The organism is Marinobacter sp. E2, from assembly GCF_055755345.1.
On record NZ_CM146911.1, the window covers coordinates 2742169 to 2768748 of the forward strand.

Consider the following 26580-nt stretch of genomic DNA (forward strand, 5'->3'; position numbering starts at 1 on the left):
AGGCTCAGTGGTCAGTGTTATCAAGGGTCTGGCTGGTATCACTTTCCCTGAACCCGATCAGGTACAGGATGGCGTCCAGCCCCAGGGTGGAAATGGCGTGACGAGCCGATTCCTTCACCAGCGGCTTGGCCCGGAATGCCACACCCAACCCGGCCTGGCTCAGCATTGGCAGGTCGTTGGCGCCATCACCCACGGCGATCACCTGTTCCCTGGAAATATGCTCCTTTTCCGCAATTTCCAGCAGCAGCTCCGCCTTGCGCTGGCCATCGACAATCTGGCCTGACACCCGCCCCGTTACCTTGCCATTCTCGATCTCAAGTTCGTTGGCATAGATGTAATCTATGCCCAGCTTGCGCTGCAGGTGGCGCGCAAAGTAGGTAAAGCCACCGGACAGGATGGCGGTACGGTACCCGAGGGCCTTGAGGCTGCGAATCAGGTGCTCGGCCCCCTCTGTCATGCGAAGACGCTCTGCAATTCGCTCCAGCACGGACTCATCAAGCCCCTTGAGTAGAGCCAACCGTTCGGCGAAGCTCTGGCTGAAGTCCAGCTCGCCCTGCATCGCTCGCTCCGTGATCTCTGCCACCTGCTCACCCACGCCAGCCTCCAGGGCCAGCTCGTCGATCACTTCCGCCTCGATCAGCGTGGAATCCATGTCGAAGACCACCAGTCGGCGGTTGCGCCGGAAAATGGAGTCCTCCTGGAAGGCGATGTCCACATTCATTTCGGCGGCGATGTGCAGGAAGTCCGAGCGCAGGGTCTCGAGATCCGACGGAGTCCCGCGCACCGAGAATTCCACACAGGCGATCCTGTTTTCAGATGCGTTCAGGGAGGGCCGGGCCGACAACCTCGAGATGTTGTCAATGTTCAGGCCGTGGCGGGCAGTAATGGCAGACACCCGGGCGATCTGTTCTGCCTTGATGTCCCGGGAGAGCAGCGTAACGATATAGCAGGCTCGGTTGCGGCCTGCCGCCCAGGCCTGGTACTCATCAACGGTAATGGGCGCAAACCGTACCTGAAGATCCAGAGCGTGAAGCCGGAACAGCAGGTCCCGGATCACCGGCGAGGACTTGGACTCGTCGGGAATCTCGATCAGGATGCCCCAGGTCAGGTGATCGTGTATCACCGCCTGACCGATATCGAGGATGCGTACATCGTAGCGCCCCATGATGCCGGTGATTTCAGACGTCAGCCCGGGCTTGTCGCGCCCGGACACATTCACAAGTACCAGTTCACTCACCGTCGCTGCCCTCTGTGCCGGCGTTGGCCTCCTCCTGAGCCCTGGCGGCCGAAGGAATCACATCAATGGTATCCACTCGCTGAAGCCCACGGGGCAGTTTATGCCCCCGCCGACCGCGCTCACCCAGGTAGTGTTCCAGATCACTGAACTGCAGCCCCAGCTTGCGCTTGCCTGCACGGACTTCCAACTGGTCATCCTCGGCAAACACGGCGATGGCCACCACGTATTCCTCGCGGTTCTGTACCCGGGCCGAGGGAATGCTGATGATCTTGTTGCCCTTGCCCTTGGCCAGTTCCGGCAACTCGCTGAGGGGGAACACCAGCATCCGGCCTTCGTTGGACACGGCCACCAGGTAAAGCGTCTTGTCCGTGGCCGGAATCACCACCGGCGGCATGATCTTCGCGCCCTTGGGCACGCTCACGACGGCCTTGCCATTGCGGTTCTTGCTGATCATGTCGTTCAGTGAAGTCACAAAGCCGTAGCCGCCGTCAGTCACCAATAGCGCCTTGCGGGCAGGCTCGCCCATCAGCAGACCTGAGAAGTGGGCACCGGAGGGCGGGTTGATACGGCCGGTGAGCGGCTCCCCCTGCCCCCGGGCCGACGGCAGGCTGTGCGCCATCAGCGAATAGGCACGTCCGGTGGAGTCCAGGAAAATCGCCTGCTGGTTATTGCGACCGCGGGCCGCCAGGGCAAACCGGTCGCCGGCCTTGTAGCTGAGTCCTTCGGGCTCGATATCGTGGCCCTTGGCGGCGCGTACCCAGCCCTTTTCAGAGAGCACCACCGTGACCGGATCGTTGGAGACCAGGTCCACTTCGCTGAACGCCCGGGCTTCTTCCCGCTCGACAATCGGAGAACGACGGTCGTCGCCGAAAGCGTCGGCATCGGCCTGCAGTTCGTTCTTGATCAGTTCCCGGAGACGGTCCTCGGACCCCAGAATGGCCTGCAGTTCGTCGCGCTCGGCAGACAACTCATCCTGTTCGCCGCGGATCTTCATTTCCTCGAGCTTGGCCAGGTGGCGCAACTTCAGTTCGAGAATTGCTTCCGCCTGATCGGCAGACAGCCCGAAGCGCGACATCAGCTCGGCCTTGGGTTTGTCTTCATTGCGGATGATCTCGATAACCTCGTCGATATTGAGGTAGGCAATCAGCAGGCCTTCAAGAATGTGCAGGCGCGCCAGCACCTTGTCGAGACGATGCTGCAGACGCCGGATTACCGTGGTGCGCCGGAAGGCCAGCCACTCGGTAAGGATCTGCCGCAGCCCCTTGACACCGGGACGGCCGTCATTGCCAATCACATTGATATTGACCCGGTAGGTTTTCTCCAGGTCGGTGCTGGCAAAAAGGTGCGCCATCAACCCGTCGAGATCGACGCGATTGGAGCGAGGCACAATCACCAGACGTGTCGGGTTCTCGTGGTCGGATTCATCGCGCAGATCCGCCACCATGGGCAGCTTCTTGGTCTGCATCTGCTGGGCGATCTGCTCCAGCACCCGGGCCCCGGATACCTGGTGAGGCAGATCGGTAACCACAATCTCGCCACTCTCACGAATCCAGCGCGCGCGCATGCGCAGGGAACCCCGCCCTGTCTCGTACATCTGGCGGATATCCTTGCGCGGCGTGATGACCTCCGCGTGGGTGGGGAAATCCGGCCCCTTGATATGCTCGCAGAGTTCGTCGACGCCGGCTTCCGGCTGGTCGAGCAGGCGAATACAGGCCGCGGCTACTTCCCGCACGTTGTGAGGCGGAATGTCCGTTGCCATGCCCACGGCAATACCCGTGGTGCCATTAAGCAGTACATGGGGCAGGCGGGCCGGCAACACGGAAGGTTCTTCCATGGTACCGTCGAAATTGGGTACCCAGTCGACGGTCCCCTGGCCCAGCTCACCCAGGAGCACCTCCGCAAAGGGCGCCAGGCGCGATTCGGTATAACGCATGGCGGCAAACGATTTGGGATCGTCCGGAGAGCCCCAGTTACCCTGGCCGTCCACCAGCGGGTAGCGGTAGGAAAACGGCTGCGCCATCAGCACCATGGCTTCGTAGCAGGCACTGTCGCCGTGCGGATGGAACTTACCCAGCACGTCACCCACGGTTCGGGCAGACTTCTTGTACTTGGACGTGGACTTCAGCCCAAGCTCGGACATGGCGTACACAATCCGCCGCTGCACTGGCTTCAGACCGTCGCCGACGTTCGGCAGCGCCCGGTCGAGAATGACGTACATGGAATAATCGAGATAGGCTTTTTCCGTGTAATCCCGGAGCGAAACCCGCTCGAAGCCTTCATCCGTTGTCTGGAACTCTGGCATGGATGCCTCTTGTCGCCTGATTTGAAAACGTCCGTGGCCTGCTGGACCACACCCGACACACGTACCCGCGCACGGAAACGCACATTATATGGAGCACGGCGCCGATACACCAACAACCCGCAGATTTATTGGAGGAATTCCGGTGCCGGTGCCACAGCTCACTGATTCCAATAGCGGAATTCCCGCATGGAGAGACTGTAAGACGGCGCTTATTCTCCCACTCAGTGAATAGAAGACCGTTTTATTTTCCTCACAAGCGGAACACTATGAAGCCCAATATCAAAGCCTGCGGGCAAGCCATGGTTACAGCCCTGGTCAACGCGGTTCTGGCGCTTGCGCTAATGCTGCTGGTGGAGTTTGCCATTAGCGGCAGCTTTCAGATCCCCGAGCCCTATCTTTGGGCAGGCTTGCTGATCTGGCTGGTTATCTTTGCAGGCCAGTTCTGGCGCCAGCGACACCTTTGTCGATCCTCGGAGGCGCCGGGAAACTCTCCTGATCTTTCCCGATAATTCGAGAAAGGCGCCAAAAAATCGATTAACTTGATCCGGCGCAATCTTTACTGCATCCACCATGACAATTCCGGGCCCGCTGCTATGCTTCCGTTAAAGCCAGCACGGGAAATCAGGAGGCTGTCATGGACTTCGGTAATCGTCTTGGTGTCCGGTTAAAAATTGCCCTGCCCTTTGCCATTACGTCGGTCGCCCTTGTGATCATCGGGCTGTTTGCGGTTAATACAGTACGCAACCTGGTCGAGGACACAGACGTCATTGCCGAGACCTTTCTCCCCTCCGTCAGCGAAATCCTGAACGGCGATCGTGACCTCTACCAGGCGCTGGTCGCCCAGATGGCGTATGTTGACGCCAAACTCAACGACGAGGATGGAGCAAGCCAGCTCGAGAGCTTTTCAGAAAACTCCGAACAGGCCCTGAATCGGTTTAAAAAAGCCGTAGAACGGCTGGATGGAACCGGAGTAGCCGATGTGGCTCGCGGTTTCGACTCGGCTTATGAACAATGGCTTGCATCGGCCAATCAAGTCATCAATCTCGCACGAACTGGCGAGGCGGAGCGCGCCCGGGAATTGGCATCCAGCGAAACCGCGCCGCTATTTGACAACCTTCGATCCTACTACGACGAAGTGGGTGCTCACGCCGACGAGCGGGCGCAATCCCGCGCCTCCGGCGCCTCCGCAGAAGGGCGAAGCAGCTCTATCGCAGTTTTACTGATCACTGTCGGCGCCATCGTGATCAGTGTGTTGCTGTTCGTCGTGTTTCTCAAACTCATCATCAAATCCATTCGCGCCCTTCGGGAGCAGCTGGACAATATTGCCCAGGGTGAAGGCGATCTGACCAAACGCATTCCGGTAGAACTGGACGACGACCTTGGCAAACTGGCCCGAAGCTTCAATCTGGTTCTTGAGAACCTGCAATCAATGATTGCCTCCATCCAGCAATTGACCCGGGAACTGGGTACTGGTGCCACGGACCTGGCCCAGGCGGCCAAAGATAACCGCGAGGGCGTGTCCAGCCAGACCGATTCCATTGCCATGGTGGCGACTGCTATTAATGAGATGCAGAGTGCCATTGAAGAAGTGGCCGGTAATGCTTCCAGGGCGGCCGAGCTAACCAAGGAGGCCGAAGAGAATGGCAACAACGGTGCCCGCATTATCCGCAGCTCCTCCGAACAGGTGCACCGGATGGCGGCCCAGATTTCCAAGGCCGTCGAGGTTATCCGGAAACTCTCCTCGGATTCCGACAACATTACCTCGGTGCTGGATGTCATCCGGGGCATTGCCGAGCAAACCAATCTGCTGGCGCTGAATGCCGCCATTGAGGCTGCCAGGGCCGGTGAACAGGGCCGGGGCTTTGCGGTTGTGGCCGATGAGGTACGCACCCTGGCCCAGCGCACCCAGCAATCCACCGAAGACATTCAGACCATGATTACCACGCTTCAAACCGGCGTGGCCGATATTGTGTCAGTGATGGAAACCGGCAGCCGGGAGGCTACGGAAACTGAGAAACTGGCCACCGAGGCCGAGCAGGAGCTGACGGCCATTCTGGGGGCCATGACAAACATTGCGGATATGAATACCAGCGTGGCTTCCGCCACCGAAGAGCAGACCCAGGTGATCGACGAGATCAACCGGAGCATAACAGACATCAACGATCTGGCGGCCGAAAGCGCCAACCGGTCGAGGGATATCGACGGGATCAGCGAATCTCTGGAGGGCTACGCCCGGGAGCTCGAGCGTCAAACGGGCAGATTCCGGGTGTAACCCCGGAATCTGGTCTGGGCGGGGTCAGCCCGGTTTACTGCCGGATACCCTCGACAGAAATGATGATCTCCACAGTCTCGGAGGCCTTTCCGAGGTCCATGGGGATGCCGAAGTCCTTGAGTCGAAGCTCGGTTTCGGCTTCAAAGCCCATGCGATATCCACCCCAGGGATCGGCGCCGTGACCCAGCATTTCTGCCTCCAGAGTGATTTCCTTGGTAACGCCACGGAGGGTCAGATCACCGATGATATCGGCCTCTCCGTCATCATCCACCACAACCCGCTTGCTCTTGAAGGTTGCCTGTGGGTACTCATCCACGTACAGGAAATCCTCGCTGCGAAGGTGCTTGTCGCGCTCGGCGTGGTTGGAATCGACGCTGCTGGTGTCGATGGTGACATTGACGGAGCTGTTCTCGGGATTGTCCGCATCGTAGGTGAACTGGCCGTCAAAGTCGTTGAATCGTCCGTAGAGCCAGCTATAACCCAGATGCGAGATCTTGAAGGTGACGAACTGGTGCGCGCCTTTCTTGTCAAACGCGTAAGTGCCGCTGTGTTCACTGGCCTGGGCAAAGCCCACCATTGCCATGGATACGGCGGACGCAAGCAGAACCTTCTTCATGGATATCTCCTTATCTGATGAATGCCCTTCTGGGGCGTTGGACAGGATTCAAATACTCCGGACACTACTTTCCAAACATACGAATCAGGGTGCGGTCACGATCAACCAGGTGATGCTTCAACGCGCCGGCCGCGTGTAACAGCGCCAGCACTACCAGGGCCCAGGTTGACCAGTAATGCACGGTACCAGCCACCTCTTCCATACCCTTGATCCGCCCGGTAACCGAAGGCACATTGAACCAGCCGAACACGCTGATCGCCGAGCCATCCGCGGTGGATATCAGGTAACCGCTGACCATCGCGACAAACACCAGAACGTAGAGGAGCCCGTGCACCAGGTGCGCACTCCTGACCTCCCAGCGCGAGTGGCCAGGCAGCGGCGCGGGTACTTTGTCCGCTAACCGCCAGATCAACCGAAACACCATCACTGCCAGTAGCAGCAAGCCGATGCTGCGGTGGATATCCGGCGCCCTCCGGTACCAGTCGTGGTAATAGGACAGGTCCACCATCCAGTACCCGAGCCCGAACAGTCCGAAAACGGCCAGCGCAACAAGCCAGTGGAGCCCAACGGCTAAAAGCCCGAATCGGCTTGATGTGTTCCTGATAGCCATAATGTTCAATCACCCTGATCCCTGGAATTTGCCTCAGTCTAGAAAGACCACGTGCCCGTGGAAATCAAAATCTTTTGCTGCCGATCATCAGAATTTCTGACCGACCCAACCGCGTTTGCCTTTAGTCGCATAGGGGTTTTACGGATTGTCTCAACCGATCAACGAGATACTCTTATCACATTATTTAACGCCCCGTCCGGGGCCTCAGTGACCGAGAGGACGAGACATGGAACTCGAATTTGACGAAAGCGTGGTTGTACCCAGCAACAACTGATGTTCTGGCGGTGCCTTGCCTTTGCCAGGTGGCCGCTGGGCGCGACTTTTACCTTTCCGAGACCCGCCTGCTGAGAGAGCGGCCATCCGGTCGTGGTGACAGCTAAAGATACAAACGGTTTCCAGTTTCTACATGAAACAGTGGTAATAAATCCGTTTTTTTGGCAACCTTCCTCCCAACTATCAGTAACTTCCTGCTTTCCCAGGCTAAACACGTACTGATACGAGACAGTTCAGTCGCTCGCCCGACTGATGCGTTCGTTCAATCTATCAGAATCGTCTATGTCGCAGCGCCTCCCTGACAAGCTGAAGGCTCCGGAAGTGGATCTGCTCTCCCCAATGCTGAACCGGGAAGGCGAGACATGGACCGCAGACTTCCGGGGGCTAAAACTCAGGACGGCACTGCAACCCATCTACAGCATTTCACACAAGCGGATTGTGGGTTATGAAGCCCTGATACGGGCCTTTGATCCCGACAACGCCGCCGTGTTGCCCCTGCATCTGTTCCAGTTGCCTGCTTCAGATGCAGAAAACCTGCTACTTGACCGACTGTGCCGATACCTGCACATACGCAACTACAGCGGCATTCAAGACCAGTTGAACTGGCTGTTCCTGAACGTTTCCCCCCGTGTGGTCACCGCCGGTAGCCAGGCCGACTCCTTCTTCGGGCAGTTGCTGGAAAAAACAGGCTTGCCGCCGCACCGGATCGTGATGGAGATTGTGGAACAGCCCACCGACGATGCGGAGCGGCTGAGAGAGACCGTGGCCTATTACAAGAAGCTCGGCTGCCTCACCGCAATTGATGACTTCGGCGCCGGACACTCCAACTTTGAGCGAATCTGGAACCTCTCACCCGATATCGTGAAGCTTGATCGCAAGCTGCTTACCCGCGCGACCGACGATCACAAGGCCCGGCAGATTCTCAACGGGATTGTGTCTTTGCTGCATCAGTCCGGCTGCCTGGTACTTCTTGAAGGCGTCGAAACCCGTGATCAAACGATGATTGCCATTGATGCCGGCGTCGATTTTGTCCAGGGATTCTACTTCGAGAAACCGAGCACCGATCTCGGCCAGCTTGGCCGGGGCCCAGCCGACTTCGACCAGTTGCTGCAGGAATACAAGACCCGGAACCAGGTAACCCTGGATCCGACCCGACAGCTGGTGGATTTTTTCAGTGGCTATTTCGAGCAGGCCATTGGCAAACTGCGTGACGGGCTGAGCATGCACCAGGCCTGCGTGGAGCTACTCAATCACCCGGCGGTATCCCGCTGCTATCTGGTGGATGACCGGGGCGTTCAGATGGATGACACCGTGGTGTCAGATACCGCGACCCGGGGCCTTGACCCTCGTTTCAAGCCGCTTGAAAGCACCACCAGCGCCGACTGGTATCGCCAGCAATACCTGCGCCAGGCACTGGCCCAGCCGGAAAGCCTGCACGTAACCGCGCCCTATCTGTGCGTCACCGGCGCCTATATGTGCGTGACCCTCTCCCTCGGGTTCTATCATCAGGGTAAGCTCCAGGTGCTTTGCTGCGACATTCTGGCAAGCCCCACGCCAGCCACTTTATAAGCCTGGCTGAATACCGTACACCATCGCTATCACCGCCACCGTAACCGCACCGATAAACAGGTTCATAGGCACACCCACGCGCACAAAATCGCTGAACCGATAGCCTCCTGGACCGAAGACCATCATGTTGGTCTGATAGCCCAGGGGTGTGGCAAAGCTGGCTGACGCCGCCATCATTACGGCAATGACAAACGGCTCTGCCGCTACGCCCATGCTGTTGGTCATAGACAGCACGATGGGGATTACCAGCACCGCGGCCGCATTATTGGTGATCACCTCGGTAAGCACCGACACCACGATGTAAACCAGCAGAATGGTCAGCAGAACGCTGCCCTGGCTCAGTTGCAGGATACCCTCGGCAACATAGCCGGCAGCCCCGGTCTGTTCCAGCGCAGCGCCCAATGCAAACGAGGCGGCAATGGTGAGAATCACAGGAACGTCCACCGATTTCTGGGCCTGCCCTACCGAGCAGCAGCCCGACAGAATCATCAGCGCCGCGCCCAGCAAAGCGGCATTCAGCATGCTGAGAATGCCGCAGGCCGCCAGCCCCACCAGCACCAGCAGAATACCCCAGGACAACCATGCGCGATCGTGCCTCGGGGTCTCGGTTTCCAGATCGTTGATCAACAGGAAATCCTTGTTGTAACGCTGCCGGCTTACGAACGCGGGTCTTGCTTCCAGCAGCAGAACATCGCCGGGCTTCAGGCGGATATTGCCAAGATTGCCCGATACCCGTTCGCCACCGCGCGCCACTGCCAGCACCACCGCGCCGTAACGGTCACGGAACCGGGCGTCGCGGATGGTCAGCCCCAACACGTCCGACTGTGGGGAAAGCGCAGCTTCCACCAGACGACGCTCAGCCCGGTCCTTGCTCAGACTGGGCTCATCGTCATGCACCGAGGGCACGATACCGTTGATGCGCAGCAGGTCGGAAATGGCCTGGGTATCGCCGGCAAACACCAGTCGATCGCCACCGCGCAGGCGTTCCTCGGAGGGCACCGCGGTTACCACGCTGCCATCCCTCTCAATCTCCACGAGATACAAGCGCTCCAGTTCCCGCAACCCGGCCTCGCCAACCGTCTTGCCTACCAGAGGGCCATCGAAGGAGACGGCCACCTCGAGCGTGAACTCCCGCATGGAGCCGAACTTCTGCTGGTCCTTACGGTCGGGCAAGAGCCGGGGCATCACCAGAAGCATGGCGGTCACACCGATGACGGCGACCGGCAGGCCAATGGCGGTAATGGAAAAGATGGAAAAGCCCTGCTCCCCCGTCAGCTGCTGGTACTGACCGTTGATCACCAGGTTGGTGCTGGTACCAATCAGCGTCAGGGTGCCACCGAGGATGGCCGAGTAGCTCAGCGGAATCATCAGCTTGGAAGGGGCAATGCCGATCTTGCGCGACCAGGCATGGACCGCCGGGATCATGGTGGCTACCACCGGTGTGTTGTTGAGAAAACCACTCAGGAGGGAAACCGGCAGCGCAATACGCGCCTGTGCTGAACGCACCGTACGGGGACTGCGAAGCAGATGGTTGACCAGCAGATCGACACCACCGGAGTGATGGATGCCGGCCGCCACCACAAACATGGCGACAACGGTGATCAGGCCACTGTTGCTGAAACCGGAGAGCGCCTGGTCGGCGGACACGATGCCACTGGCACTCAGGACAACCAGCACACCCATCATTACCAGATGGGGCGCAAAACGCCCTGCACTCATAAGCAACAGCGCGGTGCCCGCAAGCCCCAGCGCAAACCAACCCTGCCAGTCCATTAATGGTACTTCCCGGTTTGAAAACTGGCAGGATAACGAGTTTGCAGAATACAGAGAAAGAATAAAGGATGCTTTTTATAGCACCCTAGCGCATATGAGGCCCGGGACTCACACTTCGATATCGGCCATGTTGCCGTAGGTCTCCAGCCAGGCCCGGCGGTCCGACGCCCGTTTTTTGCCCAGCAGCATGTCCATGCGGCTATCGGTGTCGTCGCCGTCCTCGATCGTGAGCATCACCAGGCGACGGGTATCCGGTGCCATGGTGGTTTCCCGAAGCTGCAGCGGGTTCATCTCGCCCAGGCCCTTGAACCGGGTGACCGAGATCTTGCCCTTGCGCTTTTCCGCTGCAATCCGGTCGATGATGCCCTGCTTCTCGTGCTCATCCAGGGCGTAGAAGGTTTCTTTACCCAGATCCACCCGGTACAGCGGAGGCATGGCCACGAACACGTGACCCGCCGCCACCACAGGACGGAAGTGCTTCACGAACAGGGCACAGAGCAAGGTGGCAATGTGCAGACCGTCGGAATCCGCATCCGCGAGGATACAGATCTTGTTGTAGCGAAGGCCCTCAAGCTTGTCCGAGCCCGGGTCTACGCCGATGGCCACGGCGATGTCGTGAACCTCCTGGGACGCCAGGATTTCTCCTGAATCCACCTCCCAGGTGTTGAGGATCTTGCCGCGCAGAGGCATGACGGCCTGAAATTCCCGGTCTCGGGCCTGCTTGGCGGAGCCGCCGGCAGAGTCCCCCTCTACCAGGAACAGCTCGGAACGGGCGGTGTCTGCACCCGAGCAGTCCGCCAGCTTGCCGGGCAGCGCCGGGCCTGACGTGACCTTCTTGCGAGCCACCTTCTTGCTGGCCCGCAGCCGCCGCTGGGCGTTGCTGATGAACAGCTCGGCCAGGGCCTCCGCCACATCGGTGTGCTGGTTCAGCCACAGACTGAAGGCGTCTTTCACAACGCCGGAGATGAACGCGGCAGCCTCACGTGAGGACAGGCGCTCCTTGGTCTGCCCTGAAAACTGGGGTTCCTGCATCTTGAAGGAAAGCACGTAGGCGGCCCGCTCCCAGATATCCTCGGGCGAGAGTTTCACGCCACGGGGCAGCAGGTTGCGGAACTCGCAGAACTCGCGCATGGCCTCCAGCAGGCCCGTGCGCAGGCCGTTCACATGGGTGCCACCCTGGGCCGTGGGAATCAGGTTAACGTAGCTCTCCATGATCGCTTCGCCGCCCTCGGGCAGCCACTGGATGGCCCAGTCCACAGCCTCCTTGTTGCCGGAGAAACTGCCGGTAAACGGCTCCAGCGGCACCGCCTCAATGTCTGCCAGGGCAGTACGCAAGTAGTCTCTGAGACCGTCTTCGTAGAACCACTCGTCCTTCTCGCCGGTCTTTTCCTGCAGGAAGGTAACGGTCAGTCCCGGGCACAGAACCGCTTTGGCACGCAGGTTATGCCGAAGGCGGCTGACCGAGAAATTGGGACTGTCGAAATACTTCGCATCCGGCGTGAATTTCAGTCGCGTACCGGTGTTTCGCTTGCCAACCGTGTCCACAACCTCAAGCTCGGTGGCCTTGTCGCCGTTGGCGAAGGTCATCCGGTGCAGCTGGCCGTCTCGCTTGATAGACACTTCCAGATGCGTGGACAGCGCATTCACCACCGAGACACCCACGCCGTGCAGACCGCCGGAGAAGTTATAGTTGCCCTGGGAGAATTTGCCGCCGGCGTGGAGGCGGGTAAGGATCAGCTCGACACCCGGCAGGCCTTCTTCCTTGTGCAGATCCACCGGCATGCCCCGGCCATCGTCTTCCACGCTGAGGGAGCCGTCGCTGTAGAGGACCACATCAATGCGCCTGGCATGGCCCGCCAACGCCTCGTCGACACTGTTGTCGATCACTTCCTGTGCCAGATGATTCGGCCGGCTGGTGTCGGTGTACATGCCGGGGCGCTTGCGCACCGGATCCAGACCGCTCAGGACTTCAATGGCATCGGCGTTGTATTGTTGCTGGCTCATGGGCAGGAACGGGCTCCGCGATTGGTGTAGAAAGCTGAGCCATAGCTTAGGGATTCGTGAGCAAAGATCAACGGTTGTTTTGTGGCCGCCAGCGCACGCTCAGCGCGCAAGATCCCGAACCAGGGGCTTGCTGGTAACCCCGGATACTTCCAGCCGCTGCCACTCCACGCCAGGCACGGCCACCACCGCGCAGGGAGAGGTAATCACCTGGGCCACGATCATGTCCTGCCCGGGCTTTCTCGTAACCATATCGAGGGACAACGTGCTGCCGGAAAATCGTGCCTTCTCCAGGGCAATGCCGTAGCCTGCGGTCGGCTTCTGGCCCAGGGTCACAAACACCAAATGCTCGCTGGCCAGATCCACCTCACGGATGAGCCGGATACTGAGATTCTGCCCGGGAACGCCCAGCAAGGGTTCCAGGTCATCGACCGAGTCCACGTAGACCACGCCGGGACCGGTAAGCCCGCAGTGGTCCGACTGGGTGATCTGGCGCACTTCAGTCACCGCTCCACGGTCCATGGCTACGGACGAGCAGGCGGCCAGTGAAACGGCCAGAACCACGCCACCAATGAGCGTCAGATAACCTGTTTTCATTTCGACAACTTCCCTCCACCGCTCTGGGCGGCGCTGTTGCTGGTGCTCTCGATCAACCGGTAGCCCTGAAAACCCGGCCTCGGCAGCACATCAGGAGACGACGCTGAAATGGTGGGCCGGGTGAAGCTGGTGGTCATCGACACGTCTTGCTGTTCCTGGCCTGCTTCGATGGTGATCACCTCACGCAAGCCGGAGACCGGGTACTCTGCACAAGCCTCCCCGGGCTGACAGATAATGCCGTCGCCGTCGATGTCCGAACCGGCCACCAGATAGTAAGATCCGGGCGCCACCTCGTTCAACGATTTTGGTTCAACGCCGTCATCCCGCTTGAACCTGAAGCTATAGCTTCCATTCTCCGGGTCTACCGCCAGTTGAGACTCCGCCTCGAAGAAGCCGTCCTCGTTGGGGGTGGTACTCACCAGTAGCACGAAGTGCGTGCCGGCAGTTCGAGCGAACTCATCGGAGAGCACCTGGGCGACAACGGGGATATCAACGGTCCGCTCTTGATCTGAGGTGTATGTAACCCTGAGCACGTCCCGGTAGGAGACGTTTTCCTCAAGGGCCGATTCATTCAGAACGAAATCCAGAGCAATGGCGCCACCCGACAAATTGGTTTGAGTAACGCTAAACCACGCCGGGGGCTGAGATATGGAAAAGTTCGTGACGTTGTCGGTACCTATTTTTTCCAGGATAACCCGCTGCTCCAGCGAGGTTTCGTTGCCCAACAGGACCTGGGAAGGCGAAGGAGACAGAACCGTAACATTGCCACTGGCCTGAAGCGCCCTGGAAGCATCGAGAACACCGTAGCCAAGCTGGTCCGACCGGCTGCCCGAATAATTGGTGAGCTCCCCGGCCTCCAGCAAACCACGGATCGCAGAATAGTCTCTGTTCGAATCCTGCTGCTTTAGCAGCGCCATCACGCCGGCCACGTGGGGCGCCGCCATGGATGTGCCCTGCAGCCCAGTGTAGCTGGCTTCAAATCCGCTGGAGCCCTCTACCGCCCCGGTGCTCCAGACCACATCGGCCCGGCCATCGTTGTTGCCATCGCGACTGGCATCGCCGCCCGGTGCCGCCAGATCGATCCAGGACCCGAAATTGGAGTAGGACGCCAGCCGGCCAGCCGCATCGACGGCACTGACCGCGAGCACGTTGGCGGACGCGGCGGGAAACGATTGCTGAGAGGTCGCCGAATTGCCAGCCGCTCCCACGAAGATCATGCCCTGCTGAACACCGAAGGCGATTGCATCCTCGAGTTGCTGAATCCTCGGCAGGCCGCCAAGGCTCAGGTTAACCACGTCTGCTTTCTTACCGCCACCGGACTGCCCGGTTACCCAGCGAACGGCCGCAATCAGATCATCGGAGGAGCCTGTGCCACCCTCGCCGAGAACCCGCACCGGCACGATGGTGCTTTTGAAGGCGACACCGCCAATTCCCTGCCCAGTGCTGTTGCTCGTACCCTGCACGACGGCGCCTACGGTGCCGGCCACATGAGTGCCATGAAAAACGCTGGAACCGACGCTGCTTCCCGGATCCTCTGGATAATTGTCGTTGTCTACGAAATCAAAACCGCCCCCCACATTCGCATTCAGGTCCGGATGCCAGTCAGAGGTGCCCGAGGGGCTGAACAGACCGCTATCCAGCACCGCCACCTCAACACCGACACCACCATCGGGTGCCAGTTGCCAGGCCACGGGGCCATTGATCAGATCGTAGTGCCACTGCAGCGGGTAGAGCTTTTCGTTCACCGGCGAAGCGGTGCTTGTAAACCGGTAGTTGGGCACCGCAGACACCACGCCCGGCGTTTTTCGCAGCTCGGTAATCCAGTCCAGCGTTTCGTCTGAAGCTGACCGGTGCTGTACGCCGCTGGGGTTTGCCCTGGCGGGCATTCGCATCAACCAGTCGGAGTCGCCAAGCTGGCGCGCGGCAACTGCGGTTTGAGCGGAAAGCGCTGCAGCAGTGCCTTGGGCCTGCGGAGCCAGGGTAACGATGGCCTCTTCTGCCGCGAACTGGTAATCCGGCCAGTCCAGGCTGAATGAACCGAGCTGGGCGGATACGGCCTTCACCAGCACGTAGCGGGCGGGGACGCTCCCGGAAGCCGTTACTTCGACCCGATAATTCCGCTCGGGCATGTTGGCTCCCAGGGTAACCTCGGCCACGCCATTCACAGGGTCTGTGTCGGCGTAATTCGTTCCGGACCCATCCGCCAGAGTCAACCTCAGTTGAGGATCTCCTGCCCTGCTTCCCAGGCTCACGAGCCGCAATACCTCGCCCTCAGCCATGGGCACGGAGAAGATGTCTTCAGGATCCGCGCGGAAGCTGAAGTTCTGTCCGTTCACACTGCCATAGCTCCCACTGGCCCCACTGACATAACCGGCGAGGATGAAGTTCACCGGCAACACCTGGCCGTCCGAGGCGGGCTGGGAGCCGAAGCGCGACAACTCGTCCATGGTGTCCTGGTCTATCCGGCTGCCTGCTTCAATGGCGATCTGTCCGGCCAGCGGGCTGTCAGAGGCAGCTACCGGTGGCTGAGAGCCCGCGCCACCCCCACCACCACCACCGCAGCCAGTCAGCGCAAACAGGCCGGCAAGCATGGGAGCGAATCTTTGAACGGCAGGAATAGGCATAAAAGGAGGATCACTCTTATCGGAGGTCGTGGCAACGAGCATAGCCCATAGACGAGATACACCGCTGTTTGGTTCTGTTGTCCTACGTAGCTTTATCTACTTCAGATGCAAAAAAGCCGCCTGGAGTTCCCCCCAGGCGGCCTTCATCCTGCCATAACAAGATTACAACGCGTAGAACAGCATGGGCACAAATGCCACAAACAGCAGGGTTGGCCCCATCACTACCAGGGGCAACAGCAGCCGCTCGTAGCGGTGCCAGAACGAGCCGGTGCGTTCGGCGGCCAGCACTTCGGTTTCGCCCACCACCTGCCGGGTGAGCAGATGGTTCAGGGCCACCGGTGGGCTCAGGTATCCCAGCTCGAAGGCCACGAGGCACACTATCCAGAAATGCAGCGGGTCGATTCCGAGCTGAATCGCCGGTTGGGCGATGGTGGCAGACACCAGGATCACCGCACCAAACGGATCCATGACCATTCCGATCACTGTCAGCATCACCACGATTACCAGCATGGCAATCCACGGGCTGGTGAGGTCCTCAGGGAAGAGCGCGTGAACAATATCAGAGCGCTCGAGAATACCGCCAAGACAGATCGAGAACCCGATCAGTGCCAGCAACGCGCCAATGTGCACGGCAGAATCACTGGCGGCGGCGGAACTGCGGTTCCAGAACGCCTGGGTACGGGTCTCGGCGTCGGCGCGGTTGGCCTGCGTTGAATCCAGTAGCACCAGGGCCAGCATCACCAGCGGCAGGATCAGAGGCGCGCTGTATTCGTTGAATTTGAGCCCGAGAATGGCCCAGATGGCGAGAATTACCAGGGCGCCCACCAGCACGTAGGGTACCAACGCCCGGCTTTCCCTCAGCGCGGCACGAAAAGCGCCGGGCGCCGGTCTCGGCTTCCAGTTACCCTGGGTCTTGCAGACCACCAGGGAGAACAGGGTGGCGGACATAATGAACACCCAGAAGCCCCAGCCATAGAGTTCGGTCGTAGTCACTTCCTTGTTGAGGGCCGCCACTACCACGATGAGCAGGCACGGATTGAGAACCACGCCCAGGCTGCCGGACATTGCCGTGGTCGCCAGCGACAACTGGCGCCCAGCGCCGGCACGGCGCAGTTCATCGTAGACCACACCGCCCACGGCCAGGATAAAGATACCCGAGGCGCCGGTGAACGCGGTCGGGAACGCCGTCGCAAAGATAATCACCGAAGCCAGCAGTGGCGCAGGCAGATTGAACGGCTTGATCAGGTTCAGCAGCAGCTCCGGAATCCGGGTCTGCTTGAGCATCATGCCCACCAGCACGTACAGGCCGATGTTGATGAACATGGACGAAAGGTTGGACATCATCCCGAAGTAGATGGCCAGGCCCGAGGCGTAGCCGTCCACCAGGAAGAAGTACGCCATGGCGATCAGCCCCATGCCGCAGTAAAGCGGAACCACAAGCCCGGAGGAAGCCGCGAGCTTGCCGGCCCGGATGCGCTCGGGGACGTTCACAAATCGAATGGCGTTGATCACCATGAACAGGCCAAACACACCTGCCCAGGCATACTGGAGGTCCATGGTGTCCTCCGAGCCCGGCGAGCTGGCCAGCTTGCCAAGATAGGCGTTGAGAGACAGCACCATCAGGCCGTTCACCACAAACTGCACACCCTGGCTCAGGCGCCACTCCGCCCGGTTGCGGGGCAGCCGCAGGGCAATGTGGTCGGTGTCCAGGGCGGCAATGGCGGCCGCCATGGCGAACATGGCAATGAACAGGTATTTGGTCAGCTCTATGTTGTCGAGCAGGAACTCGGCCAGCCCCTGTTCCACCGCCTTGAACATACCCAGCGCTGGCGTGGCATGTTCGAGGTTCTGCTGGTACAGGGCGTATTGCTGCTGACAGAGCTCCAGGTTGCTCTGCAGGGACTTGCGAATGGCTTCCGGATTGGGGGGCGAGCTGAACAGATCGTCCGGGTCTGGTTTGTAGGCCTGCACCCGTCTCGCCACCTCTGCGTCCACGTCCATTTCCAGCTGGCAGGTGGGTTCCTTGGCGTCAGGGTTCAGCAGGTAGTAGTTAGGCCAGGTCTGTTCGCCCACCCACAGCAACCGCGAGTGCAGGGAGTTTCCCATGCCCAGCAGCAGGGTGAACAACAACAGAAGCAGGAGAACGGCCCCGTGCAATCGGTGCACGGGGTATAGGGTTCTCGCGGCCGGAGCGGTCAGGGCTCGCCAGTTCATGAGGATTCCGCCCTGTTATTCCCGGTTGGCCGCAGTGCACTCGGCGGCAGCCGGGTTGCTGGCACAGCGGATCTTGCTGAGCAGACCCATCATCTTGGGATGGTAAACATCCGGTGCGCCGTTCAGGCCGTCACGCATTTCGATGCGGTTCTCCCGGAACATTTCCTGGTAGCCACGAATGTCCTGCTCCGGGATGCGCACCCACTTTTCATCGGGAATGGCCGCTTCCTGGCCTTCGATCAGGGTCATCGCCTGCGGGAACATGTTCCAGGCTTCTTCGCGCGCCTTCTGGGCGAGGTCATCGTCGAGGACCTCATCGCGGGCTACGATCTGCAGGGTCAGCTGCGCCAGCGGGTAATCAACCACGCCACCTTTATCGCCAATGCCCTTGTAAAGCTCCAGCGCTTCATAGGCAAAGGCCGGTGCGTAGGCGGTATCCACCGAACCGTTATTGAACTTGCCGGCGAAGTTGGTGATATCGGAGGGAACCACGGTGGCCTTTACATAGTTCACCATGTGGATCGCGTCTTTCTGGTAGTCCAGCGTTGCCATACGCTTGCCGGCAAGCTCACCCGCGGTGTCGATGCTGCGGTCGTTCACGAACAGGTAGCCTGCACCCACCGGGATGATGCCCAGCACCTCATAGCCGTTGGACTTCATCAACGGCGCGGCTTTCGGCTGGGCCAGAGTAGCCAGCAGCGTTTTCAGGTTGTCGTAGGTCGGGATGGCTCCCACGGCACTGATGCTGCCCGTGAACTTGTTGAACGGACGAATCCGGATGTCGGTGGCCGCCACGGCATCACACTGGCCGGCGTTGAAATCACCGATGGCAACGCCTTCGTCGGTGTAGGGCTTGAGCTCGAAATCAACCCCGTGGCTTTTCATTTCCAGGGAGTAGTCCTTCACAAAGTTATAGAAGTCACCATTGGCCCCGATCACATCGAACACGCACATGGAGACGGTCTTTGCGGATGCGAGGGGTGCGGCAGCAGCCAGGGTCAGGGCGGCCAGTGTCACGGTTGGGCTGGATTTGCGGATCATTACGACCTCCGGGTCATTCTTGTGTTTGTCAGATATTCAGAGGGTGTCGGAGACCTGCCTCAGAGCAGGTCATCCAGATTCATGGTTTCGACATTCTCGGTTTCGCGTTCAGGGCTCATCTTGCCAAAGAACGTCTGAGGGGTGCGGTAGCCGTAGTTGGCGGTCCAGTACTTGTCCGAGGAGAATTGCACCGCATCGGCCGCCACTTCGTCCACCAGGCGATAGTCGTCCCACACGGTTACCCTGGCGTTGGACTCAGCGAAGGTGGCAATCGCCTCCTCGAGCTTGTCTGGCCGGCCAAAGGTTTCGGCCGCCACCGCCTGGAGTGCATGCGGCACGCGGATGCCTTTCTCGACACCCAGCTGCCGGCTGTGTTCAAGCACCTGCCAGGGGTCGGGCGAGAGTTCCGGACGGGTATCCGGCAGCAACAGCCACACCAGGGCACGGATGGCGTTCGGTGTGCCACCCCACTTCTCGTTGTCCAGACAGGTCGCGGCACGCTCCGCCTGCGGCGCAATGTTGCGGGGAACGCCGGCCATGGCACCGGAATTGGCGTCGTTAACGATGGCCTGCATGCCAGTCAAAAGACCGAGGAGGAACGTCAGTTCGTCCTGTTCGCTGAACAGGAATGGACACTCCAGAGGCTCGGCGGCCGGGTCAAACTCATAGGCGGCCATCGCACGCTGGAAGGAGCGGTACCGACGCTTTGCCGTCAGGGCGTTCAGGCGCTTGGCCTCTTCCCGAGCATCCTTGGCGGTTGCAACATCGCCCTGATAATCAGCGCGCAGGTACGCCAGCTCCGCCTCCCAGGCCTTGTACTCGGCACAGTTGCCTGCCAGAAGCATGAGCAGGGAACCCGTGGTATCCGGCGCTTCGGTTACCCGTGAAAACGAATAGAGCAGCGGGTCGATGCCCTCGCCGAGGGCACAGGCCATTTTCGGGTCGGACATCTGCAGAACATAGGGTGTGGCCTCGCCCTCGGAGTAGTTGGAGAGGACGACACCGGTGGTGGTGTAGATGGGGTTCGCCGAACAACCTGCCAGAGCGGCAACCGCCGCCAGTGTGAGGGTCTTAAGCCGTGGTTTCAGCCGAGCCAGAGAGGAAATCATAAATCACCCTGCTTTACGTTGTTGTTGTATGCCCGATCGCTTGGTCGGTTTTTGTTAACGGCTGCAAGAATGCTTCGAAAACTGTCCTACAAAAATGGCTGGAATGCCGAACGCATCATGCCGATGAGGCCAATGGCCCTGATTGGGGGGACAGCGTAATGGCGGAAACCGTGGAACCTTTTCTCAGGTTAACCCGTTGTGTGCATCGCAAAATAATCAAAAAAAGGCGAAAACATGACGAACCTGAAACATGCCATTCCGTTGGCAATGGCCCCGATCATCCTCGCGGGCTGCCTTTCGGACAATTCCCCTACTGCAGTCAGTGCAAGCCTGAATGCGATCGCAAGTGGCGACCGAACACTCTACCAGGCAACCGTTCGGCGGACCTCAAATGGTATTCCACACATTGAGGCCGACAACTTTGCCAGTCTCGGCTATGCATACGGTTACGCCCAGGCCGTGGATAACCTTTGCCTGCTGGCCGAGGACACGCTCACCATCCGGGGTTTGCGGTCCCGTTACCTGGGTCCGGAAGGCGCCTACAGCATCCCCTCCAACGGATCAGCAACCAGCAACCTTAACGCCGATTTTTTCTGGCGCGCAACCCTCACGGACGACGCCATAGCGCCCTTCAAAGCCAACAGTGACCAGGAAGTCATAGACGCCTCGAAGGGTTACGTGGACGGATTCAACCGCTACCTGAGTGAAATACGGGAGGGTCAGCATCCTGGCCGACACCAGTCTTGCCGCGATCAGGACTGGCTGTTCGCACTGGAGGAAGCAGACATGTACCGCCGTTACCTGCGGCTTTCTGTTCTTGCAAGCTCGTCAGTGTTCGTGGATGGAATTGCCAGCGCTCAGCCGCCCCAGTACACCGACACTACAGCGCCCACGGCAGATGATGTGCTGTCGGCGCTGGAGGCGGTCGACGGAAACACCCTGCCCTTCCCTCTCAATCCGGAACTACCGATTGGCAGCAACATGTACGGCATTTCTGCCGAGGCAAGCCGCACGGGCCAGTCCATGCTTTTCGGCAACCCTCACTTCCCCTGGCAGAAAACCGAAAGACTGTACCTTTCCCACCTGAAAGTCGGCAATGACACGGAAATCATGGGGGCTGCATTGTATGGCCTGCCGGCCGTGCTCATCGGGTTCAACGAGCACTTCGCATGGAGCCACACCGTGTCCACGGCTTATCGTTTCACGTTCTACGAGCTGACTCTGAACCCCGAAGATCCGACCCAGTATCTTTACGAGGGCGAATACCGTGACATGGAAAGCCGCGAGATCACCGTGGACGTCCGGGAGGCCGACGGTACCCTTGGCACCCGGACAAGAACGCTCTACCGATCAAAGTTTGGCCCGATGCTGACGTTCCAGGCCGCCGGTGTCCCGGTACTCAACTGGTCATCGCTGAAAGCGTACACGCTGCGGGATGCAAACGCCGAAAATGACCGGTTGCTGAATCAGTTTTTCCGCTGGAACCAGGCCACCAGTTTCGAGGAATTTGTCGAGCTGCACAGCAGCGTTCTGGGGGTGCCCTGGGTGAATACCGTGGCCACCGGACCGGGTGAACAGGCTTACTACGGTGATGTCACGGTGGTGCCGAACGTTCCGGATACCAAGGCGGCGGCCTGCGCCACGGGACTTTCGCCCGTGTTCGACGAGCTTGCGCCCGGGTTGCCAATCCTTGATGGCTCGCGCGCCGATTGTGAATGGGATACCGACCCCGATGCACCGGCCGCCGGTATATTTGGACCGGCCAATCTGCCCACCCTGCGCCGGGATGACTGGGTTCACAACTGCAATGACAGCTACTGGGTCACCCATCCCGATCAGCCGCTCACGGGCTTCGCCGCCATCATCGGCGACGAGGAGACACCACGCACCCTAAGAACCCGCAAGTGCATCAAACAGGTTCAGGATCGACTCGACGGCAGTGACGGCCTGCCAGGGGCTCTGGGGTTCGATCTGGCCAACCTTCAGTCTGTAGTACTCGACAGCAGCCTGCTCTCCGAGGAACTCGCTCGAGCAGACGTACTCAACGCGTACTGCCCCCTGGGCACCCTCTTGAGCAGCGAGGGCCAGCCGGTCGATATTTCCCAAGCCTGCGCGGTTCTCCAACAGTGGGACGGAACCCACAACCTGGACTCGGTGGGCGGCCATCTCTGGCGCGAGTTCTGGCGCGGTGTCGATCCGCTGCCAATCACCTCTCCGGACAAATGGCTAACGCCTTTCAACCCCAGCGATCCCGCCAACACGCCGGCAGATCTCAATGTTGCAAGCCCCCTGATTCAGGCCGCCTTTGCCGATGGCGTAAAACGCATTCAGGATTCGTCCATCGCCCTGGACGCTGCGGTCCGGGAGATCCAGTTCTCCGGCATTCACGAAACTGACATTCCCATCTTTGGCGGCGAGGGTTTTGAGGGCAGCTTCACCATTGCCAGCTCAAGGCCGAATGACCTCACCGACGGTCGCTACGATGTCACCTATGGCAACAGCTATATCCAGACCGTGACCTGGAGGGAAGACGGTACGCCGAGGGCAGAGGGTTTCGTGACCTATTCCCAGTCCACCGACCCCGCATCCCCCTATTTCCGGGATATGACCGAAGCCTACTCCGGAAAGAACTGGATTGCGTTTCCCTATACGGAAGACGCCATTCGCTCTGACCCCAACCTGAGGGAATATCGACTGGTCGAGCTCGTCCGCGACTGAAACAGCCAACCAAAAATGCGAAGGGCCCCGGTGCGGGGCCCTCAACTGGCTTCAGACTCTGGTCAGTCCGCTGGCGGCAAGCCGAGCATGGCCATCACCTCATCGGTGAGCCCATCCAGCGTGAGCCCGCCCCTGGAGGGTCGATACCAGGTTACCGTCCAACTCAGGGCGCCGGTCAGCATGCGGCGCACCACGAAAGCATCCGCCAGCAGGTCGCCCCGCTCCTTCAACGCTCCCAGAACGTTCAGCCAAAGCGCCTCATAGATATCCCTGAGCTCAAGAACCTCGGACCGGGAATCCTCAGACAGGCTTCGCCACTCGAACACAAGCACGGCCATGGCCTCTCCGGTTTGCCCGTTGATGGATTCGAGTTCAGCCCGTATCAGAGCCCTCAGTTTTTGCCTCGGAGTATCCGCCGCTTCCATGGCTGCCTGCATAAGGGCCGTGTTCAGCCGGATAGTCTCAACCATGACCGCTTTCAGAATTTCCTCCTTGCTGCGGAAATGGTGGAACAGACTGCCTGACTGGATGCCGACTGCGGCGGCCAGGTCCCGCACCGTGGTGCGCTCATAGCCCTTTTCCCGGAACAGGCGGGCGGCCTCGGTGAGCAATCGCCCACGGGCCCCGTTGGGGTCCGAGACGAGGTTTTCGGCAATCAGGGACTGTAGGATCGGGTTCTGGTTCACTGAATCGTTCCGGCTGGCAGATTAGGCCAATGATTCTACCCTAAACTCGCCACTTTACAAACCAAGCGCTTGCTTGGTATCGTCAATTCCATCGTTGGCGATTTCCGACATGGACACTGACTATGACTGACTCACCGCGCTCCGTCCGCATCGGCTGTTCGGCCGCTTTTTGGGGAGACACCGAAACCGCCGCGGCGCAGCTAGTCCGTACTGGCAATATTGATTACCTGGTGGCCGATTACCTGGCCGAGATCACCATGTCGATCATGGCCGGCCAGAAGATGAAAGACCCCAGCCAGGGTTATGCCCGGGATTTCGTGCAGACCGTGATGGGCCCGTTAATGGGCGACATCAAGCAGAAGGGCATTCGGGTGCTCGCCAACGCCGGAGGCGTGAATCCGGTGGCCTGCCGAGATGCGCTCCAGGCCCTGTGCGAAAAGGCCGGCGTGGATCTCAAGATCGCCCTGGTGCTGGGCGACGACCTGCTGATGAAAAAGAAAAAGCTTGCCGATGCAGGCATCACCGAGATGACGTCCGGCCAGCCCATGCCGCCGATGATGGTCAGCCTGAACGCCTACCTGGGCGCTCCAGGCCTGGTGGCCGCCCTGGAACAGGGTGCGGACATTGTGATCACCGGTCGCGTGGCCGACAGCGCCTTGGTGCTGGCGCCGCTGGTTCACGAATTCGGCTGGCGCTGGGACGATTACGACAAGCTGGCCCAGGGCAGCCTGGCCGGGCACCTGCTGGAATGCGGCGCCCAGGCCACCGGCGGCAACTTCACCGATTGGGAAGCGGTGGCCGGCGGCTACGCCAACATGGGCTTTCCGATTGCCGAGGTCAGCGCCGAAGGCCGCTTTGTTATTACCAAGCCCGAGAACACGGGCGGCCTTGTCAGCCGGGGCACGGTCGGGGAGCAACTGGTGTATGAGATTGGCGATCCCCGGGCCTATCTGTTGCCCGATGTGACCTGTGATTTTACCGCCGTTGAGCTCACTGAAACCGGCAAGGACCGGGTTGAAGTCTCCGGCGCTCGCGGGCTTGCGCCCACCGACAGCTACAAGGTGTCGGGTACCTGGCCGGACGGCTTCAAATGCACGGTCACCTTCCTGCTGGCCGGCATGGATGCCCGGACCAAGGCAGAGACCGTTGCCCAGGCCATACTGGCCAAGACATCGCGTATGTTCAGCGAACGTGGGCTGCCCGATTACAGCGAAACGAGCATCGAGCTTCTGGGCACGGAGACGACTTACGGCGGCCATGGCCGGGGCGAGGGCTGCCGGGAAGTGGTGGTGAAGATCAGCACGGCTCACCCGAAGAAAGAAGCGCTGGTGCTTTTTTCCCGGGAGATCGCTCAAGCGGCCACAGGCATGGCGCCGGGCATTACCGGAATTGTCGGCGGCCGGCCCACGGTGTGGCCGAAGATCCGGCTGTATTCCTGCCTGGTGCCGAAAACCGAAGTTGAGGTGTCAGTGGATCTGGGCGGCGAGCGGCAGGCAGTGAAAGTCGCTACCGATGGCGGATTCGATGCCAGCCTGCTTCAGCCGCAGTCGTTTACCCATGACATCCCGGCCACGGATACCACGGTGCCCTTGATTGAGCTGGCCTGGGCCCGGAGCGGTGACAAGGGCGACCACAGCAATATCGGAGTGGTTGCCCGCAAGCCGGAGTATCTACCGTTCATTGAGGCGGCACTGACGGAAGCGGCCGTGGCGGAGTGGATGAGCCATACCCTGAATCCGGACACTGGCCGCGTTACCCGATGGGCACTACCGGGGCTGCAGGCGATCAATTTCCTGTTAGAGCACAGCCTGGGTAGCGGTGGCGTGGCCAGCCTGCGGATTGATCCCCAGGGCAAGGCGTTTGCGCAACAGTTGCTGGAGTTTCCGGTGCCTGTTCCCTCTGATCTTGTGAAGAGCTAAACATTTGGTGCATGCACTCTGGTTGGTAGCACGTTCCGGGACACGCCGTGAATACGTCCGTGTAGGCTTGATCGCAGCATCCCTGCTGCTCACAGTCCCGGAACCTGCTACCAACCAGAGCGCCCGAACTTTGGAAGGGTCATCACTTTTATGAGCTATCAATCAGTTTTTCATCCGGACCTGTTCAAAGGCCAGGTATTTATCGTTACCGGCGGTGGTTCCGGCATCGGTCGGTGCACAGCCCATGAGCTGGCTGCCCTGGGAGCCCGGGTTGCACTGGTAGGCCGCAAGGCCGAGAAGGTGGAATCGGTGAAAGCGGAAATCATTGAGGACGGGGGCATCGCCTCCGCCCATGTCTGTGATATCCGGGAAGAGGAATCGGTGAAAGCCACCGTGAAGGCCATCATTGCCGAGCACGGCGGGCTGAACGGGCTGGTGAACAACGCCGGTGGGCAGTTCCAGGCGCCGCTGACGGGGATCAACCAGAAGGGCTGGGAAACCGTGGTGCGCACCAACCTGACCGGCGGTTTTCTGATGGCCCGGGAGGCCTATACCCAGGCGCTGTCGAAAACCGGCGGTGCAATCGTGAACATTGTGGCCGATATGTGGGGCGGTATGCCCGGTATGGGGCACTCCGGGGCAGCCCGGGCCGGCATGGTGAATTTCACCCAGACCGCCGCCGTGGAATGGGGCGCCTCCGGGGTGCGGGTAAACGCGGTGGCGCCCGGCTGGATTGCGTCCAGTGGCATGGATAACTACCCGGAACACATGCGCCAGTGGATCCGCAGCCTGGGCGACAACGTGCCCATCAAGCGCATGGGCACCGAATCGGAAGTGAGCTCGGCCATCTGTTTCCTGCTCAGCCCGGGCGCCGCGTTTATCAGTGGCGACTGCCTGCGGATCGACGGCGCCGCTTCCCAGGGTGGCCGGGTGTGGCCTCTGCCCAAGGCCAAGAACAATCAGCCCTACAACGGCTTTCATCGGGCCATCACCCCGAAAGTCCTGAGCGACGACTGAGG

The 26580-nt window shown here is 60.1% G+C and carries 18 protein-coding genes; 6 read left to right on the forward strand and 12 right to left on the reverse strand.

Features of this window, described 5'->3' with window-relative positions; genetic code table 11:
- Window positions 1-4: 4 nt before the first annotated feature.
- Both serB and parC read right to left on the reverse strand, forming a co-directional pair.
- Window positions 5-1237: a phosphoserine phosphatase SerB gene (serB, locus tag AC0J1C_RS12495; protein WP_375183435.1), complete on the reverse strand. Its 1233-nt coding sequence runs from the start codon at window positions 1235-1237 to the stop codon at window positions 5-7.
- Window positions 1230-3539, reverse strand: coding sequence for a DNA topoisomerase IV subunit A (parC, locus tag AC0J1C_RS12500; RefSeq protein ID WP_473044166.1), 2310 nt, complete (start codon window positions 3537-3539; stop codon window positions 1230-1232). Before parC ends, serB begins: the two co-directional genes overlap by 8 nt.
- 266 nt (window positions 3540-3805) lie before the next feature.
- Between parC and AC0J1C_RS12505 the strand changes: the two genes are divergently transcribed.
- Entirely contained in the window at window positions 3806-4048 is a 243-nt protein-coding gene (locus AC0J1C_RS12505; RefSeq protein ID WP_375192181.1) for a hypothetical protein, read from the forward strand.
- Between the two features lie 125 nt (window positions 4049-4173).
- Window positions 4174-5811, forward strand: a complete 1638-nt coding sequence (locus AC0J1C_RS12510) for a methyl-accepting chemotaxis protein (protein WP_375192180.1) — start codon at window positions 4174-4176, stop codon at window positions 5809-5811.
- A gap of 34 nt (window positions 5812-5845) precedes the next feature.
- Here the strand turns inward: AC0J1C_RS12510 and AC0J1C_RS12515 are convergent, their stop codons facing one another.
- Together AC0J1C_RS12515 and AC0J1C_RS12520 are read right to left on the reverse strand one after the other, a co-directional pair.
- Entirely contained in the window at window positions 5846-6427 is a 582-nt protein-coding gene (locus AC0J1C_RS12515; protein ID WP_091986854.1) for a YceI family protein, read from the reverse strand.
- Window positions 6428-6491: 64 nt separating this feature from the next.
- A complete protein-coding gene (locus AC0J1C_RS12520; RefSeq protein WP_473044167.1) occupies window positions 6492-7037 on the reverse strand; it encodes a cytochrome b in 546 nt (181 codons plus the stop codon).
- 555 nt (window positions 7038-7592) lie between these two features.
- On the opposite strand from AC0J1C_RS12520, the gene AC0J1C_RS12525 reads away from it, so the two are divergent.
- Complete coding sequence (locus tag AC0J1C_RS12525; RefSeq protein WP_473044168.1) at window positions 7593-8879, forward strand: EAL domain-containing protein; 1287 nt, start codon at window positions 7593-7595, stop codon at window positions 8877-8879.
- Here AC0J1C_RS12525 and AC0J1C_RS12530 read toward each other — a convergent pair.
- The 7 genes from AC0J1C_RS12530 to AC0J1C_RS12560 all read right to left on the reverse strand — a co-directional run bounded on the left by AC0J1C_RS12530 (window position 8874) and on the right by AC0J1C_RS12560 (window position 20238).
- Entirely contained in the window at window positions 8874-10652 is a 1779-nt protein-coding gene (locus AC0J1C_RS12530) for an SLC13 family permease (protein WP_375192177.1), read from the reverse strand. The two genes, AC0J1C_RS12525 and AC0J1C_RS12530, sit on opposite strands and share 6 nt — an antisense overlap.
- A 108-nt stretch (window positions 10653-10760) precedes the next feature.
- Window positions 10761-12656, reverse strand: a complete 1896-nt coding sequence (gene parE / locus AC0J1C_RS12535; RefSeq protein WP_375192176.1) for a DNA topoisomerase IV subunit B — start codon at window positions 12654-12656, stop codon at window positions 10761-10763.
- 99 nt (window positions 12657-12755) lie between these two features.
- Complete coding sequence (locus AC0J1C_RS12540; RefSeq protein ID WP_473044169.1) at window positions 12756-13250, reverse strand: protease complex subunit PrcB family protein; 495 nt, start codon at window positions 13248-13250, stop codon at window positions 12756-12758.
- A complete protein-coding gene (locus AC0J1C_RS12545; protein ID WP_473044170.1) occupies window positions 13247-15841 on the reverse strand; it encodes a S8 family serine peptidase in 2595 nt (864 codons plus the stop codon). The genes AC0J1C_RS12540 and AC0J1C_RS12545 overlap by 4 nt, the downstream gene beginning before the upstream one ends.
- A 195-nt stretch (window positions 15842-16036) precedes the next feature.
- Window positions 16037-18088, reverse strand: coding sequence for a TRAP transporter large permease subunit (locus AC0J1C_RS12550; protein WP_375192173.1), 2052 nt, complete (start codon window positions 18086-18088; stop codon window positions 16037-16039).
- Window positions 18089-18103: 15 nt separating this feature from the next.
- On the reverse strand, window positions 18104-19129 hold the full coding sequence (locus AC0J1C_RS12555; protein WP_375192172.1) for a putative solute-binding protein: 1026 nt from the start codon (window positions 19127-19129) through the stop codon (window positions 18104-18106).
- 59 nt (window positions 19130-19188) lie between these two features.
- On the reverse strand, window positions 19189-20238 hold the full coding sequence (locus AC0J1C_RS12560; protein WP_375192171.1) for a hypothetical protein: 1050 nt from the start codon (window positions 20236-20238) through the stop codon (window positions 19189-19191).
- Window positions 20239-20472: 234 nt separating this feature from the next.
- Between AC0J1C_RS12560 and AC0J1C_RS12565 the strand changes: the two genes are divergently transcribed.
- Complete coding sequence (locus tag AC0J1C_RS12565; protein WP_473044171.1) at window positions 20473-22956, forward strand: penicillin acylase family protein; 2484 nt, start codon at window positions 20473-20475, stop codon at window positions 22954-22956.
- A 62-nt stretch (window positions 22957-23018) separates the two neighbouring features.
- Here AC0J1C_RS12565 and AC0J1C_RS12570 read toward each other — a convergent pair whose 3' ends face one another.
- Entirely contained in the window at window positions 23019-23642 is a 624-nt protein-coding gene (locus AC0J1C_RS12570; RefSeq protein WP_473044172.1) for a TetR/AcrR family transcriptional regulator, read from the reverse strand.
- 122 nt (window positions 23643-23764) lie between these two features.
- Between AC0J1C_RS12570 and AC0J1C_RS12575 the strand changes: the two genes are divergently transcribed.
- Window positions 23765-25561: an acyclic terpene utilization AtuA family protein gene (locus AC0J1C_RS12575; RefSeq protein ID WP_473044173.1), complete on the forward strand. Its 1797-nt coding sequence runs from the start codon at window positions 23765-23767 to the stop codon at window positions 25559-25561.
- A 150-nt stretch (window positions 25562-25711) separates the two neighbouring features.
- Window positions 25712-26578 (forward strand): SDR family oxidoreductase, encoded by an 867-nt coding sequence (locus tag AC0J1C_RS12580; RefSeq protein WP_473044174.1) that lies wholly within the window; start codon window positions 25712-25714, stop codon window positions 26576-26578.
- Window positions 26579-26580 lie beyond the last annotated feature (2 nt).